Here is a 15,392-nt window from a genome sequence, read left to right as displayed (position 1 = left end):
AAGGTGTCAGGCTCAATTTACCAATCACATCGGGATGATAGGATGTTTTCCATCCGCGTCGAGCGACTTCTGGCAAGACAGACCTTACGCAAAGGGGTTTTCAGGGTAGGTCACCCCCGCCAGATAGAGCCCCTGTGGCGGGCAAACAGGACCGCAGGCTGCACGGTCTTTTGCCGCCAATGCCGCCCCAACATCGTCGGGCGTCCAGGCGCCTGCACCAACGCGTTCAAGCGTGCCCACAAAGCTGCGCACCTGATTGTGCAGGAACGACCGTGCCCGCACATGGAACCGGTATTCGGTGCCATGATCATGCGGCACCACCTCGATCCGCAGTTCATCCAATGTCTTCACCGGACTTTTCGCCTGACAGATCGAGGAGCGGAAGGTCGTAAAGTCATGTTGGCCCAGCAATTGATCCGCCCCCGCCTGCATCGCGGCTGCATCCAGCGGATGGTTGACCCGCCACATCTGCCCCGCCTCAAACGTCAGCGGCGCGCGCCGCGACATCAGGCGAAAGAGATACCGCCGTTCCAGTGCATCAAACCGCGCGTGCCAATCGTCGGCTACCTGCGCACAGGCGACGATCGCCACTGGCGCGGGCTTCAGATGGAAATTCAACGCTTCGGAGAGGCGGAACGGATCCCAATCCTTTTCCAGATCACAATGCGCCACCTGCCCTGTGGCATTGACCCCGGCATCGGTGCGCCCGGCGGCGGCAATGGTGTGGTCGCGCGGCTCCAGCTTGGCCAAAGCCGCTTCAATAGCGCCCTGAACGGAAGGCTGATCACTCTGCCGCTGCCACCCTGCAAAGGGTGCGCCATGATATTCAACAAGAAGGGCATAACGGGGCATTGGACCGGATTAGGGGGAGCATCGGGCAAAATCAATCCCTACACATCCTGTCACAGCGTCCCTATCTTCAATCAAAGCACGGAAAGGGCCGATTTTGGTTATCGCAACAATCGCAGATCAGATCACTCGTACCATCGAGGGCGTGAGCCATACACTGACCGCCCCTTTCAGCGATCCGGTGATCCGCCTTGGCGTCACAGGCCTGTCGCGCGCGGGCAAAACGGTTTTCATCACCTCGCTGGTCGCCAACCTGATGGACCGTGGCCGCATGCCCCAGCTTGAGGCCGCCGCATCCGGCGCCATCCGCACCGCCTATCTGCAACCCCAGCCTGACGATACCGTGCCGCGCTTTGCCTATGAAACCTATCTGGCCCAACTAACCGCACCCGACCCCAGCTGGCCGCAAGGCACCCGCCAGATCAGCGAACTGCGGCTTTCCCTGCGCGTCCAGCCCAGCGGTCTGTTATCGGGCCTTTCCGGCCCGCACACTGTGCATATCGACATCGTCGATTATCCCGGCGAATGGCTGCTGGATCTTGGCCTGCTTGATCAATCCTACGCGGAGTGGTCACAAGCAGCGCTCGACCGCGCCAGGGGTCGGCCCGGGGGTGACGATTATGTTGCTTTGGTTGCAGGTGTAGACCCCACAGTCCCGCTTGATGAACCCGAAGCGCAGGTGCTGGCCGAACGCTTTACCGCCCACCTCAAAGAGGCCCGCGAAGCAGGCTTTTCCGATTGCTCACCCGGTCGTTTCCTGCTTCCCGGTGATCTTGCCGGATCGCCTGTCCTGACCTTCGCCCCCCTGCCCGACGCGCGCTATCCGCGCGGATCACTGGGCCGCGAATTCGAGCGGCGCTTTGAAAGCTACAAACGCAATATCGTGCGCCCGTTCTTTCAGGACCATTTCGCCAAAATCGACCGCCAGATCGTGCTGGTCGATGTGCTGGGCGCAATCCATGCAGGGCCCGCCGCCCTTGACGACCTGCGCAATGCCATGGCGCGCATCCTCGGGGCCTTCCGCCCCGGGCGCAACGCCTTCCTGACCCGCATTTTCCAAGGCCGTCGCGTCGAAAAGATCCTTTTCGCCGCCACCAAAGCCGACCACCTGCACCACAGCCAACACCCGCAACTGACCGCGATCACCCAAGCGCTCCTGCGCGAGGCCAAAGACCGCGCCGATTTCGCAGGCGCGCAGACCGCCGCGATGTCGATTGCCGCCCTGCGTACGACCGTGGAAGAAACGGTTGATCACAAGGACGGCCCGCTTGACGTAGTGCGCGGCCGCCTGCGCGACACCAATAAACAAGCCGCCTTCTATCCCGGCAAGCTGCCCGATGATCCCGCGCATCTGCTGACCCCCGCACAGCAAGGGTCGGACAAATGGCTGGACGCGGATTACAGCATCATGAACTTTGCCCCCGCGCCCCTGACCCGTAAACCCGGCGACGGACCACCCCATATCCGGCTGGACAAAGCCGCGCAGTTCCTATTCGGAGACCGGCTATGACCCGTGGCCCAGTACTGATCGACCTCGAAGGCACTGAAGCCGCACAACCCGACATGGCCCCTGCCGTACCCGATGAGCCGCAAGGTGCCGCAATGCAACAGGTCGCGGCGATCGCGGCGCGCCGCCCCTCGCGTCTCGCAAGGTGGTTCTGGTCTGTCACAATCGCCCTGACGGGCTTTGTGGTGTCACTGGCCGCATGGGATTACATCAACGCGCTCCTCGCGCGCTCGCCCATTCTGGGCGGCATCGCCACCGCACTCGTCGCACTCCTCCTCGCCGTCCTCGCCATCATCGCCCTGCGCGAACTGGCCGCCTTCGGTCGCTTGCGCAAACTCGACCAGATCCAGCATCAGGCACAAGCGGCCTTGCTGTCACACGATCTGAAACAGGCACGCGGCGTCATCGCTTCACTGGAAAAGCTCTATGGCAACCGCGAGGACACCGCTTGGGGACGCGCCGAACTGACGTCCCGCCGCGATGAAGTGCTTGATGCCGACGGCTTGCTTGGCCTGGCTGAGACCACACTTCTCACCCCGCTTGACGCCCGCGCCCAGCGCGAAGTCGAGGCCGCCGCAAGGCAGGTCGCGACTGTCACCGCAATCGTCCCCATCGCCTTGGCCGATCTTTTCACGGCCCTCACCGCAAATCTGCGCATGATCCGGCGGATCGCAGAAATCTATGGCGGCCGCGCAGGGACCTTGGGCAGCTGGCGGCTGACGCGCACCGTGCTGACCCATCTGGTCGCAACCGGTGCCGTCGCTGTGGGTGATGATCTGATCAGCTCGGTTGCCGGCGGCGGGGTGCTGTCAAAGGTCTCTCGGCGCTTTGGCGAGGGCGTTATCAACGGCGCACTCACCGCTCGCGTTGGCGTTGCTGCGATTGAAGTTTGCCGCCCCCTGCCATTCCATGCCGCCAGGAAACCTTCGGTCAGCGGCCTTGTCAGCCGTGCCATGAGCGGACTCTTTAATCGGGGCGCTTAGAGGCCGCGACAGGCAAACGCAGATGCACGGCCAGCCCGCCGAGTGTTTCATCCTTGGACAGCAGGATCTTGCCGCCGTAGGCATGGATCAAGTCATGCGCAATCGCGAGCCCGAGACCGGTACCGGGCTTGGATGTATCAAGCCGCTGCCCGCTCTGGGTGGCCTTGGCGATCTCTTCCTTGGGAATACCAGGGCCGTCATCCGCAATGGTGATCATGATCTGGCCGTCTTTCGTCAGGTCCGCTTTTAGCCGCACCTCAGAGGCGGCCCACTTCAGCGCATTGTCCAGAAGGTTGCCCATCACCTCTTCAAAATCGCTCTGGTCCATACGCACGCGCATTCCGGGATCAAAACTGGCGGTGAATGTCTTGCCTTCGTTTTGTGCAAGCGCATTAAAGGCACGCTGCATGCGGCCCAGGGCGACATCCAGCGGCGTCGCAACAGCCATCGTGCTGTCAGTGCCATCCGCGCGCATCCGCGCAAAGGACCGTTTGAGCTGCGCATCCAGCCGATCCAACGCATCCACGGCTTCATGCACATCATGGCCGTTCATAATGAGCATATCCAACTCGTTGCGCATAATGGCCGACGGGGTCTTGATGGCATGGGCGAGGTCTGCAGCCTGCCTGCGTGAGCGGCGCATGATATCGCGGTTGCGCTCCATCAGGGTGTTGATGTCATTCACCAACGGGGCAACCTCGACCGGATAGTCGGCGACTTTCATCCCGCCGTCCTGTTCCCATTTGCCGGAAACGTCCTGCCGCAGCTTGTTGAGAGGCCGCAAGACTAGTGCAACCTGTGTCAACGCACCCAAGACGCCCATGAAGGCAACAAAAGCAAAAGCCGTCAAAAGCGTGCGCCGCAGGTCCATCTGCTCTTCATCAAAACTCCGCAGCGACGAGGCCACCTGAACATGCCAAAGCGCGCCATCACGAACGGGGATCCATTGACCTATACCAAACAGGGCTTCGTTATTGGGGCCCAGAAACTCACGCCGCTGGGCAACCTCCGAGCGCCCGACTGCGGCGGGCAAACGCGCCTCTCCCAACGATGGCGACGCATAAATCCTGCCATCCTCGGTCTCGACCTGCCAGTACTGACCCGACAGCGGGACCTGATACACCAGATCACCGATCGCGCGGTCCAGACCATCGGTGGTGTCGCTATTGTTTGTAACCGCAACGACAGCCTGCGAATGGCGTGTTTCCAGCACATCAAGAAAACGGGCTTGGGCCTGTGATGCCATATAGGATGACAGGCCCGCCAAACCCAAAACGATGATCGCGACCGCCCAAAGGATGCCGCCTGTCACTGCGCGGGCGCGTAAGGATGTCATGCGGTTGCTTTGATAACGTAGCCCCTACCGCGCACAGTCTCGATCAGGTTGCTCCCCAGTTTCTTGCGGAGACGGTTCACAAAGACAGCGATCGTGTTGGAATCACGGTCACCTTCATGCTGATAGATATGATCGGACAGCTCCGTCCGTGACACAAGCCGACCCGAGTTGTGGAACAGATAGGACAGCACCGCGATTTCCTGTGACGTCAGATTGGTTGGCACGCCTTGAACGGTAACCTGATTGTTACGAGTATCAAAGGTCACGTCATCCTTTGTGAAAACCGGCGTCGCTTTGCCTGCCTTGCGGCGGATCAGGGCACGCACCCGCGCCGAAAGTTCCGCCATATGGAACGGCTTGGTCAGATAATCATCCGCACCCGCATCAAGACCATCCACGCGGTCCGTCCAGTCGTTGCGCGCTGTCAGGATCAGAATCGCGGTATCATTGCCGCCGCTGCGCAAATTCTTCAGCACCGTCAGACCATCCCGAATGGGCAGGCCGAGGTCCAGAATGATCACGTCATAGGGTTCAGTTTCACCAAGATACTGCGCTTCGGCACCGTCGACTGCCACGTCAACGGTGAGCCCCTCGGACACCAGTGTTTTCTTGAGTTGGCTGGCGAGCACAGGCTCGTCTTCGGCAATGAGAATACGCATACTCCTTGCGTAATTCCGCGAGGTGGCAAAATTTGGGCGAATATGAGTCACCGGACACAGTCTTTTGTGGCAGTCAAACGCGGCGGTTTCGCGGAACAAAAGGCCGTGCCAACCCCCTCGGCACGTCGCATCAATCCACCGATTGTGTTCTTCGTTTGACAGCCATGACATAGACGCTCAATTTGTCGCTCATTATGCTCGTCAAACACCCAACCATCACCGAAACCCGCGATCACTTCAGGTGGCGCATCCCCGATAATTACAACATCGGCGTCGACATTTGCGACAGGCATTCCGACCTGACACCTGACCGCTGCGCGATCATTGATATTGACGCCGATGGCAACGCCACGGAACACAGTTTTGCGGCACTGCGCGACCGCTCCAACCAGCTTGCCAATGCCCTGTCACAAATGGCCACTGTGGGCGACCGGATCGCGGTGCTGTTGCCGCAGTGTTTTGAAACGGCGGTGGCGCATGCGGCGATCACCAAAATGGGCTGCGTTTCCCTGCCGCTTTTTACACTTTTCGGGCCTGATGCACTGCGCCACAGACTGCGGGATTCAGGCACCACGACGATCATCACCAACAGTGAAAATACGCAAAAGATCCTGAATCTGATGCCCCAACTGCCCGATCTGCGCACGGTGATCAGCGTTGATGGCAAGAACACGCAGACCACAGACTTTCAGACACTCTGCGACGCGCAATCCACCGATTTTACCCCGCATCCAACCAAGGCAGATGACCCTGCCATCCTGATCTATACCTCAGGCACGACTGGCGCACCCAAAGGGGCCCTGCATGCCCACCGCGTTCTTCTGGGGCATCTGCCCGGTGTGGAAATGAGCCATGATTTCTTTCCCCAGCCCGGCGACAAGATCTGGACACCCGCCGATTGGGCATGGATCGGCGGTTTGCTTGATGTGCTGATGCCCGCGCTGCACCATGGCGTGCCGGTCGTGGCCTGCCGGTTCCGCAAATTCACCGCGCAAGCCGCATTTGACCTGATCCGCACCCACGGTATTCAGAACGCATTCCTGCCGCCAACCGCGCTCAAACTTATGCGCCTTGATACACCCGCCGAACCTGTTCCCATGCGCTCGGTCGCCTCGGGCGGCGAAACCTTGGGCAAGGAGCTTATCGCGTGGGGCCAGCAGGTCTTTGGCACCACCATCAACGAATTCTACGGGCAGACCGAGTGCAACATGATCGTCTCATCCTGCGCGGCCCTTGCGCCGGCAGAACCGGGCGTCATGGGCTTTGCCGTGCCGGGCCACAGAGTTGACGTTGTGAACGAAGAAACCCGCACGCTTTGCACCACCGGCGAAGAGGGCAGCATCGCCGTGCGTGCACCTGATCCGGTGATGTTTCTGCACTATTGGAACAACCCTGACGCCACGGCCCGGAAATTCATTGATATTGCAGGCGAAAAATGGCTGCTGACCGGTGATCGGGGCCGCAAGACACCCACAGGCCGCCTGCAATTCATCGGCCGCGACGATGACATCATCAGTTCCGGCGGCTACCGCATCGGTCCCGCCGAGATCGAAGACTGCCTGCTGACCCATCCTGCGGTGCAGTTGGCGGGCGTTGTCGGCAAACCTGATGCGATCCGCGGATCAGCGGTAGCTGCCTATATTCAACTTGCCGCAGGCTTTGACGCGTCAGATGCTCTGGCCGCCGAGATCGCAGAACACGTCAAAACCAGACTTGCCGCCTATGAATTCCCCCGCGTCGTCCGCTTCATCCATGATATGCCCATGACCACGACCGGCAAGATTATCCGCGCCACCTTGCGGGCGCGTGCAGCAGAGGAAGCCGAAAATGAGCAATGATGTTGTTCTTTATCACGCCGAAAATGGCATCGCGACGGTCACGTTGAACCGCCCGGACCAGCGCAATGCCATCAACCCGGAGGTCTGCGACGGTATCCGCGCGGCATTCGACAAGGTCGAGGCGGACCCCGATGTACGTGTTGCGATCCTGAACGGCACAGGTGCGCTTTTCTGCGCGGGTATGGACCTCAAGGCCTTTGCGGCGGGCGCAGGCGATGTGATCCTCTTTGGTCAGTACGGCTTTGGCGGTTTCGTAAAGCGCGCCCGCACAAAGCCCGTCATTGCCGCCGTGGAAGGGGCCGCACTCGCCGGTGGGTTTGAAATGATGTTGGCCTGCGATCTGGTTGTTGCCGGGGCATCGACACAGTTTGCGTTGCCCGAAGTGCGGATCGGGCTGATCCCCGGTGCGGGCGGCGCCGTGCGCCTGCCGGTGACGATCCCGCGGGTGCGGGCCAATGAAATCCTGCTGACAGGGGCCGCTTTCGGCGCGCAAGAGGCCGCCGACTGGGGGCTCATCAATCGTATCACCCCCGATGGTACCGCCTTGCAGACCGCCCAGACCATCGCCGCCCAGATCGCCGCAAACGCCCCGCTGGCGGTGCGCCACACGCTGGCCATCGCCACCAGGGCACTGGCGGAGAATGATGCTGCCCATTGGCCCGCCAATGACGAGATCATCCATCAAATCGGGCAGACCGCCGACGCCGCCGAAGGCGCGCGCGCGTTCATTGAAAAGCGCGCACCGGTCTGGCAGGGCAAATAGAGCGCCTTCAAAGGACGTATGCGGGCGAGGCTATCTGCATTCGGCGCTTGGAAGCGCTGAAAACACGCATATAGTGGCAGCCGCATGAGAACAGATAACGCGATCAGCGATCCCACATCACAGACGACTGGCCACGCACAAGGTGAGCGCAGGCAGATTACGGCTGTTTTCATGGATATTGTCGGGTTCAGCAGCATCGCCAGCAGCGCTGATCCCGAGGATCTCGAACACTGGCTGGAAGAGTTCTACGGTCAGGCGCGCCGTATTATCGAGGCACAAGGCGGCGAGGTCACAGAATATCTGGGGGACGGTGTTGTCGCACTCTTCGGTCTCGCCCGCGCTGACGAACTCGCCGCGTCGAGGGCTGTCAGTGCCGCGATGACCGCCCTTGAGGAGATCAACGCCGGAGCAAGCCAAGGCATCACAACGCGGCTGCGCATCGGAGTGGCGACGGGTGATGCCGCTGTGCGCATCGACAGAGGGCGCGAAAACCTGCCGCGCGCGACCGGCATGGTCACCACGCTTGCGCGGCGGGTCCAGCAACAGGCCGCCCCAGGCACGGTGTTGATCTCGGCCAGCACCAAGGCCCTGCTCCGCGGCGCTATCGCAACAGAAGAAATCGGCAACCAGACCCTCAAAGGCTTCGCCGAGGCGCAGACCCTGTTCCGGCCACTTGCAAACCAAACGCCGGCTGTCACAACTTTCGCGCCCTTCGTCGGGCGTAAAGACACACGCGCGCAGATCAGTCTGAGCAGTGATCCCGTTCTGGTGCTGGGGCAGGCCGGAATTGGTAAATCCGCACTTGCGCGGCATCTGGCGCAAGAGGCGCCCGCAGCGACAACCTTTGCCGCCGATGGCGTCAAGACACCGAGCAGCTATCAGCCCTTCGCGCAGTGGCTCTTGCACAAGACCGGCAGCACCCTGCCGGATTTCACGGATATCGCCACGGTTTTCCCGGCCCTCGAAGACGAAACCCAACGCGCGCTTGCACTGGTTTTGGGGTTGCCCGAGGGCCAGAGCCTTTTGATTGATCGCAGCAATGTGGCGCTCAAGGCGCTGATCGAAGACAGCCTCTGGCAAGCGATTTGTGCAGCACAACCCGAAGGGCTGCTTGTTTTTGAGGACCTGCATTGGCTGGACAACGCCAGTTTCGGCGTCCTGCGGCATATTGTGGAAAACGCCGGCGATCATGATCATCAAATCCTGATGACCAGCCGCGACGATAGCAAAATCGGCAAGCACCTCGACCAGTCCCGGATCACGGTGATTACCCTCGCCCCACTCTCCGACGCGGAGGCCGCCGATATGCTCGATGCCATTGCAGATGTACCGCCCTCACACAGCCAAAAGGCCTTTGTGATTTCACAATCCGCAGGGATCCCTTTGTTCATCGAGCATTTGTCCAAGCGGAACGCTGTCGACGACAACCTATCCGCAGATGTTCCGGGCTCTCTGAAGGACCTGTTGGCGGATCAGATTGATGCGACAGGACCAACCAAAGCCGTATTGCAGTGCGCAGCGGTCATCGGGCAAACCTTTACCCTGGACACGCTCGAGGCCATCGCATCAGATCACGCACCCCTTGATATGCATCTGGAAGAGGCCTGCAGAAAAGGTGTGCTCAAAAAACTTGATGTTGCCAAATGGGGGTTTGCGCATGCGCTCTTGCACCAAGCGGCCTATGACAGCCTCTTGCGGAACAAGCGCATCGCCTATCACGCCAGGATTGCAGCACATCTCAAGCAAGACCATGTCGATGCAGTGATGCGCAATCCGGCCCTGCTGACGACCCATCTCAGCCGCGCCGAACAACATATTCCGGCGATCGAGAATTATCTTTCGGTCAGCCGCTGGGCACTGTCCCAGGGGGCCTTTGACGATGCCGAAGCGCATGTGCTGGCCGCCATTGCTCTGTGCGCGAAAGCACCTGCAAACGTCGACGTCCGCACGCTCGAAATCGCCTGCTATTCGGCGCTGGGATCAATCCGGATGCAGACGCAGGGATTTACCGCTGACTCGGTAAAGGCAGCCTTTGAAACCGTCGCAAAGCTGGCAAGCGGCAAGGATGCACATTCCTCTGCGAACGGTCCCGCCCTTTACGGCAGCTTCACCCATGCCATTGTGTCGGGCGACAAGAAGGCCGCCACGCGGTTTGCCGATATGTTGCGCAAAGCGGCGAACAAAGCGCCGCCGGACAGGCCCGAAAACGAATTGCGGCTGGCCTCTTTGAATACAGATACGGCCTTGCATTTCTACACCGGCAACTTCGCAAGAGCGTTGACCACGTTCAAATCGCTGCGCAAGCATTACGACATCAACACCCATGGCGCGATGATCGCCAGCTATGGCGCTGATACATTCGCTGCGGCACATATGTTTGATTGCGTGGCACGCGCCATTTGCGGGCAAACGCATCTGATCACGGAAATGATCATGGAAACGGATGCCCATCAACGGCAGCTGAATATCCCCGTGATGCAACCCTGGGCCCAGATCTGGGGCGCCGTGTCGTTGTACTATGCAGGCCAGCAGGACGCCGCCATTCAACGTGTGCGGCGCGGGATCGCGATTGCCACCAAACAGGATTCAACCTTCTGGCAGGTCACCGGCACGGCGTGGTTGCACGTAATGCAACCCGCTGAGAGCGCCAGCGCCGAGGGGCTCGCGCAGTTCGCGCAGGCGATCAGCACCTATGAAGCAATGGGCGCGCATATCTGGCTCCCTTATTTCCGGGCGCATTACGCGCTGGCACAGGCTGAGCACGGCGATATCACCGCAGCCTATGAGACCGCATTGCAGGCTGTGCGCGAAAACGGGCATGACGGCCTGCATAGCTGGTATCCAGAGGTGCTCCGGCTGCATGCTCTTGTCTGCGATATTGAAGGCGGCACAGCCGGTGCTGCGCGTTTTCGCCAAGAGGCCGCGGCCATTGCCAGCAAACAGGGTGCTGCGCTTTGGTTGCTGCGCACGCGGATCGACCAATTGGGCGCGGGCGAAATAGATGCCGGGGTTCTGGCTGAGGCGGTTGGCCAGCTTCACCGTCGTGCGGCACCGCCTGAAAAGCAGGCAGCGCTTGCGCTGTTGTCGCGGACATGACCCCTGAGAAATTACTCAGCTACAAGCTCCCTCTTTTTGCGGGCATGAAACCTGCCGACTTTGGCAACATCCCTTTGGGCGTCAGTGAACAGCATCTTGCGCCATGGCAAACGATCATAGATCAGGACGATGCGTCCTATGATCTGTACTTTTTGCTGTCCGGTTCGCTTCTGGCTGTTTTCTGGACACCGCAAGGACGCGAAATCGTCTTTTCGCGCTTTCCTGTCGGGTCCTATTTCGGAGAGTTGGCGGCCTTCGACGGCATCCCGCGCTCGCTCGCAGTTGTCGCAAAAACCGAGGCCACGGTCCTGACAATGACGCGCAGCAGCTTCTTGCAGCTTTTCAACGAAGTGCCCCTGCTGCGGGACCGGATGACGAAAAACCTTGTGGACAGGATACGCACCCTGACCGAGCGCAATATGGAGATGACAACCCTCTCGGTTGACCAGCGGGTCAGAAAATACCTGCTGCGGCTGGCCGCAGAGGAAGCCAAACTGTTCAAAGGGGCCGTTATCGAACACGCGCCGACACATGCAGAGATTGCGGGCTCTGTCGGGGCCAACCGCGAAATGGTCAGCCGCGCGATCAGCAAGTTGGTCAAGGGCGGTGTGATCAGATCAGCACGTCAGAAGTTCGAAATCCTTGATCCTGCGGCGCTGTCGGACGACCTCGCCTAGTTTTAATGCAAATTTCATGAAATTGGGCCAAGTCTCTGTTGTGATGACACGAAAGTGGTCATGCAAAAGGAGACGAAGATGAACAGTTTGACGCGTATTTTTGGCATCCTGGGCGGTGAAGTGACGCTGATGTTGGCTGGCGGCGGCGTAGGCTTAGTGTTTCTCATCTTCAGCTGATTTCTCTTGGCGTGACAGTGAATTCTGCACCTACCGGTGTAGCCTTGCTGCATCCATTGTTTGATGCTGCGCCAGATTTTTCAAAAATTCGCTTGGGGAAAATACAACCCTCGGGATAAACAACCGCTATTCGAATCCGAATCAAGGAGACTGCAATGTATCGAAAGGACCGACTTTTTACGTGGTGTTAGAAACCACATTGCAGCGCTGTCGCGCGTCTACGCCCGACAGGAATTTCTCCAGAACAAGATTCAAGATCGGATACGTCCATGCATCCCCCGTTTTATGTTGCCGATCACAAGATCGGCCCCGATGTCTATCATCATACAGATCATAAACCCGTCATCCGGCGGACCGCCCCCGCAAGGCTTGCGCTGACCGCAACGGGCTCGGGTTGGCCGCCTGTGCCGATGGCGACAGGCGCGTTCAGCGATAATGGCGCGCTGTATCTGCCCAGCGGGGCCATGCTCGCGCCGCACCCCGCTTTGCAGATCGTGCCACCCCCGCAACGCACGCTGCGCGATTTTATTGGCCGGCTGCTCATCCGGACTGGCCAGCGCATGATCATGGAAAACCGCGTCTGAGGGAATTGACCCTCAGCGCGGAACGCTTACCTGTAGTATGATATTGTAAGACACAGGATCGCCCATGTTCTTTCGCTCCGCCGCAACATTTTTGTTGTCATGCATTGCATTTCCGGCAGCGGCCGTCTGTGTCGGTGACAGCTATCTGGATCAATTGACCCCGCAACAGGAAGCGCAGTTGTCGGCAGCGGTGGCCGATATGCCCTATTCAGAAGGGCTGATCTGGACTGCAACAAAGGACACGACCGAGATCACCGTCGTCGGCACGATGCACATCTATGATCCGCGCCTGGAAGAGTTGCGTGCGCAACTGGCCGAAAGGGTCGCGACGGCCGATCTTGTCCTGCTCGAGGCAACGCCGAAAGAAGAAGCGCAACTGGAAGAACTGATCACGCGCGAACCCGACCGCCTGTTCCTTGTTGATGGGCCAACCCTGCCAGAACTTGTCGATGAAGACACATGGCAGCTGATTCTGGCCGCCGCCGGCGAACGCGGGATACCATCCTTCATGGCCGCAAAAATGCAACCCTGGTACCTGTCGATGACCCTTGCGGTGCCATCCTGTGCGATGGCCGACATGATGGCGGGCGCGCGCGGCCTCGACCAGATGATCATTGAGGATGCACAGGCAGCAGGCGTGCCCATGCAAGCGGTCGAACCCTACACGACACTGTTTGATCTGTTCGGTGACAACAACATGGACGAGCAAATCAGTATGCTCCGGATCAGCATGCTGGTGCCCGAGCTGCAACAGCAGATGTTCGTTGCGATGCTCGACAGTTACTTTTCGCAAGAAATCGGCCAGCTTTGGGAGATGTCACGGCTCGCCTTGTCCGATGTGCCCGGCATGGACCCCGACGAAGGGAACGCCATGTTCGACGAAATGGAAGAATCAATGCTGAATATCCGCAACCGGAACTGGATTCCGGTCATCACGGATGCCGCCAAAGGCCGCGACGACATAGTCGTGGCGGTTGGCGCAGGTCATTTGATCGGTGAACAGGGTGTGCTGCAGCTTCTGGAAAACGAGGGCTGGACCATCACAAGGGCGGAATAAGGAAAGCGAAGGAATTTCGCGAAATTCCTTCTATCCCGTCAATAATTTTCACGAAAATTATTGACCTTAAACATCCCCGTAATCGGACAACCCCTTGCGCCCCAGATCGGTCAAATCGTAAACCCCGCGCGACACACGTGTGAACCAGCCATAATGGTCCGCCGCCATGATCTGCGTGGCTTGTGGGACTTCGGCCCATTCCTTGACCTTCGCGCCTTTTGACGGCCCATGGACGGCCAGAAAACGCGCACAGCGCAGCGCATCCTGCCGATAGCCGGTGATAATTCCGTGCCGTGTTGCACCCCCGTCATTGGGATCACCCTGCAACCGCTCAAAGGCGCGCAAAAGCCGTGTTTTCTTCTTTTTCGACAGCCGTGTGGCATAGGGCCCGGGGTCAGCCAGCACCTCGACATGCCCGTCACGCAAACGCACGGTCAGCACGCCCAAACCCGCACGCCGCGCCAGTTTGACATTCGCCTTCAGTGCCTTGTCCTTGCCACCTGCTGGCACGGCCAGATAGACGTGATCGGTGGTCAGCAAGCGTTCAATTCCTTGATGGAAAAGCGCCAGCGAAAACCCCAGCTTGAGCTCCACCACCACCAGTTCATCACCGCGCCGCCCGACGACATCGGCAGGCCCGACCTCGCCTTTCACCTCATAGCCCTGGCGTTGCAGATAGGCCTTGATGGGGGGGTATAAATCGGCCTCTCGTGGCATGGGTGCTCCTTTCGGCATAGCCAATTGGAAAAACCCGCCGATGACAAGACCCGCCAATGACCGTTCAAACCGAGACGATGGGGTGACAGCCCCAGTGGACACTTCTATATACGGGCCAAACCCTGCTCCGATAGAAAGTGACGCACATGACAACGCTCGTATTTGGCCATAAATCCCCAGACACCGACAGCACAGGCTCGCCCCTGATCTGGGAATGGTTTCTGAACCACACCGACATCGACGCGAAAGCGGCCCTGCTGGGCGAGCCCAACACGGAAGCCAAATTCGTGGCCGAGCGTTGGGGGTTCGAGCTTCCCGAGATCATTGCCGACGTGGATGACAACCAGTCCTGCGTGATCGTGGACACCAACAATCCCGCCGAACTGCCCGCAAACATCAACAACGCCGATGTGCTGGCCATCATTGACCACCACAAACTGGCCGGCGGTCTGGAAACCAAGAACCCGATCAACATCACTGTGCGTCCCTTGGCCTGCACCGCGACGATCATGCACCAGATGATGGGTGATCACGCCAGCCACATGCCACAGGGCATCAAGGGATTGATGCTGTCATGCATCCTTTCCGACACGCTGGCCTTCCGGTCACCCACGACAACCGAGGTGGACAAGGATCTGGCCGAGGCGCTTGCCAAGGACCTTGGGGTCGATATCGATACCTACGCCGGTGAAATGTTTGCAGCAAAATCCGATGTCTCTGCATTCTCCGACGCCGAACTGCTGCGCATGGACAGCAAGGAATATGCCGTCGACGGCAAGAAATTCCGTGTCTCCGTGCTCGAGACCACAGCGCCCGACATCGTGCTCGACCGCAAGGCATCACTGATGGAAACCATGCCGAAGGTCGCGGAAGAGGACGGCGTCGATCAGGTCCTGCTTTTCGTCGTGGATATTCTCAAGGAAGAGGCCACCATGCTGATCCCCAACGATCTGACCAAGACAGTCGCCGAGAAATCCTTTGACGCAAAAGTCGAAAGCGACAGCGTGGTCCTGCCCGGCATCATGAGCCGGAAAAAGCAGATTATCCCCGCGCTCAAGGTCTAAGCCGGCCGCGCAAACGTATGTACAGGTTGTGTACCGGATGTGTACAGGATCTGTACGCCTTCCATACCGTTCACAAAGGTTAACG

Annotated in this window: 13 protein-coding genes; 9 read left to right on the top strand and 4 right to left on the bottom strand. The window is 59.4% G+C overall.

Annotated elements, in window-relative coordinates:
- Nucleotides 1–84: 84 nt before the first annotated feature.
- Nucleotides 85–852: a tRNA pseudouridine(38-40) synthase TruA gene (truA, locus tag C7964_RS01525; protein WP_110277943.1), complete on the bottom strand. Its 768-nt coding sequence runs from the start codon at nt 850–852 to the stop codon at nt 85–87.
- A 94-nt stretch (nt 853–946) separates the two neighbouring features.
- Here truA and C7964_RS01520 point away from each other — a divergent pair, with 94 nt between their 5' ends.
- Nucleotides 947–2,359 (top strand): YcjX family GTP-binding protein, encoded by a 1,413-nt coding sequence (locus tag C7964_RS01520; RefSeq protein WP_110277942.1) that lies wholly within the window; start codon nt 947–949, stop codon nt 2,357–2,359.
- Nucleotides 2,356–3,339: a YcjF family protein gene (locus C7964_RS01515; protein WP_110277941.1), complete on the top strand. Its 984-nt coding sequence runs from the start codon at nt 2,356–2,358 to the stop codon at nt 3,337–3,339. Before C7964_RS01520 ends, C7964_RS01515 begins: the two co-directional genes overlap by 4 nt.
- On the opposite strand, the gene C7964_RS01510 is transcribed toward C7964_RS01515, so the two are convergent.
- Together C7964_RS01510 and C7964_RS01505 are read right to left on the bottom strand one after the other, a co-directional pair.
- Nucleotides 3,323–4,675: a sensor histidine kinase gene (locus C7964_RS01510; RefSeq protein WP_110277940.1), complete on the bottom strand. Its 1,353-nt coding sequence runs from the start codon at nt 4,673–4,675 to the stop codon at nt 3,323–3,325. The two genes, C7964_RS01515 and C7964_RS01510, sit on opposite strands and share 17 nt — an antisense overlap.
- Entirely contained in the window at nt 4,672–5,334 is a 663-nt protein-coding gene (locus tag C7964_RS01505) for a response regulator transcription factor (RefSeq protein ID WP_110277939.1), read from the bottom strand. The genes C7964_RS01510 and C7964_RS01505 overlap by 4 nt, the downstream gene beginning before the upstream one ends.
- A 194-nt stretch (nt 5,335–5,528) precedes the next feature.
- On the opposite strand from C7964_RS01505, the gene C7964_RS01500 reads away from it, so the two are divergent.
- The 6 genes from C7964_RS01500 to C7964_RS01475 all read left to right on the top strand — a co-directional run bounded on the left by C7964_RS01500 (nt 5,529) and on the right by C7964_RS01475 (nt 13,526).
- Complete coding sequence (locus tag C7964_RS01500) at nt 5,529–7,172, top strand: AMP-binding protein (protein ID WP_110277938.1); 1,644 nt, start codon at nt 5,529–5,531, stop codon at nt 7,170–7,172.
- Nucleotides 7,162–7,935, top strand: coding sequence for a crotonase/enoyl-CoA hydratase family protein (locus tag C7964_RS01495; protein WP_110277937.1), 774 nt, complete (start codon nt 7,162–7,164; stop codon nt 7,933–7,935). Before C7964_RS01500 ends, C7964_RS01495 begins: the two co-directional genes overlap by 11 nt.
- Nucleotides 7,936–8,019: 84 nt before the next feature.
- On the top strand, nt 8,020–11,031 hold the full coding sequence (locus C7964_RS01490; RefSeq protein WP_110277936.1) for an ATP-binding protein: 3,012 nt from the start codon (nt 8,020–8,022) through the stop codon (nt 11,029–11,031).
- On the top strand, nt 11,028–11,708 hold the full coding sequence (locus tag C7964_RS01485; RefSeq protein ID WP_110277935.1) for a Crp/Fnr family transcriptional regulator: 681 nt from the start codon (nt 11,028–11,030) through the stop codon (nt 11,706–11,708). Before C7964_RS01490 ends, C7964_RS01485 begins: the two co-directional genes overlap by 4 nt.
- A gap of 446 nt (nt 11,709–12,154) precedes the next feature.
- Nucleotides 12,155–12,469 (top strand): hypothetical protein, encoded by a 315-nt coding sequence (locus C7964_RS01480; protein WP_110277934.1) that lies wholly within the window; start codon nt 12,155–12,157, stop codon nt 12,467–12,469.
- A 64-nt stretch (nt 12,470–12,533) separates the two neighbouring features.
- Nucleotides 12,534–13,526, top strand: a complete 993-nt coding sequence (locus tag C7964_RS01475; RefSeq protein WP_110277933.1) for a TraB/GumN family protein — start codon at nt 12,534–12,536, stop codon at nt 13,524–13,526.
- Between the two features lie 66 nt (nt 13,527–13,592).
- Here the strand turns inward: C7964_RS01475 and C7964_RS01470 are convergent, their stop codons facing one another.
- A complete protein-coding gene (locus tag C7964_RS01470) occupies nt 13,593–14,243 on the bottom strand; it encodes a DUF2161 domain-containing phosphodiesterase (protein ID WP_110277932.1) in 651 nt (216 codons plus the stop codon).
- 146 nt (nt 14,244–14,389) lie between these two features.
- Here C7964_RS01470 and C7964_RS01465 point away from each other — a divergent pair, with 146 nt between their 5' ends.
- Nucleotides 14,390–15,307 carry a manganese-dependent inorganic pyrophosphatase gene (locus tag C7964_RS01465; protein WP_110277931.1) on the top strand — a complete coding sequence of 306 codons (918 nt, stop codon included), beginning with the start codon at nt 14,390–14,392 and terminating at the stop codon, nt 15,305–15,307.
- Nucleotides 15,308–15,392: the final 85 nt, after the last annotated feature.

Source organism: Loktanella sp. PT4BL (genome assembly GCF_003201935.1).
In the GTDB taxonomy this organism is placed as follows: domain Bacteria; phylum Pseudomonadota; class Alphaproteobacteria; order Rhodobacterales; family Rhodobacteraceae; genus Yoonia.
This window is presented reverse-complemented; position numbering and strand designations above follow the sequence as displayed.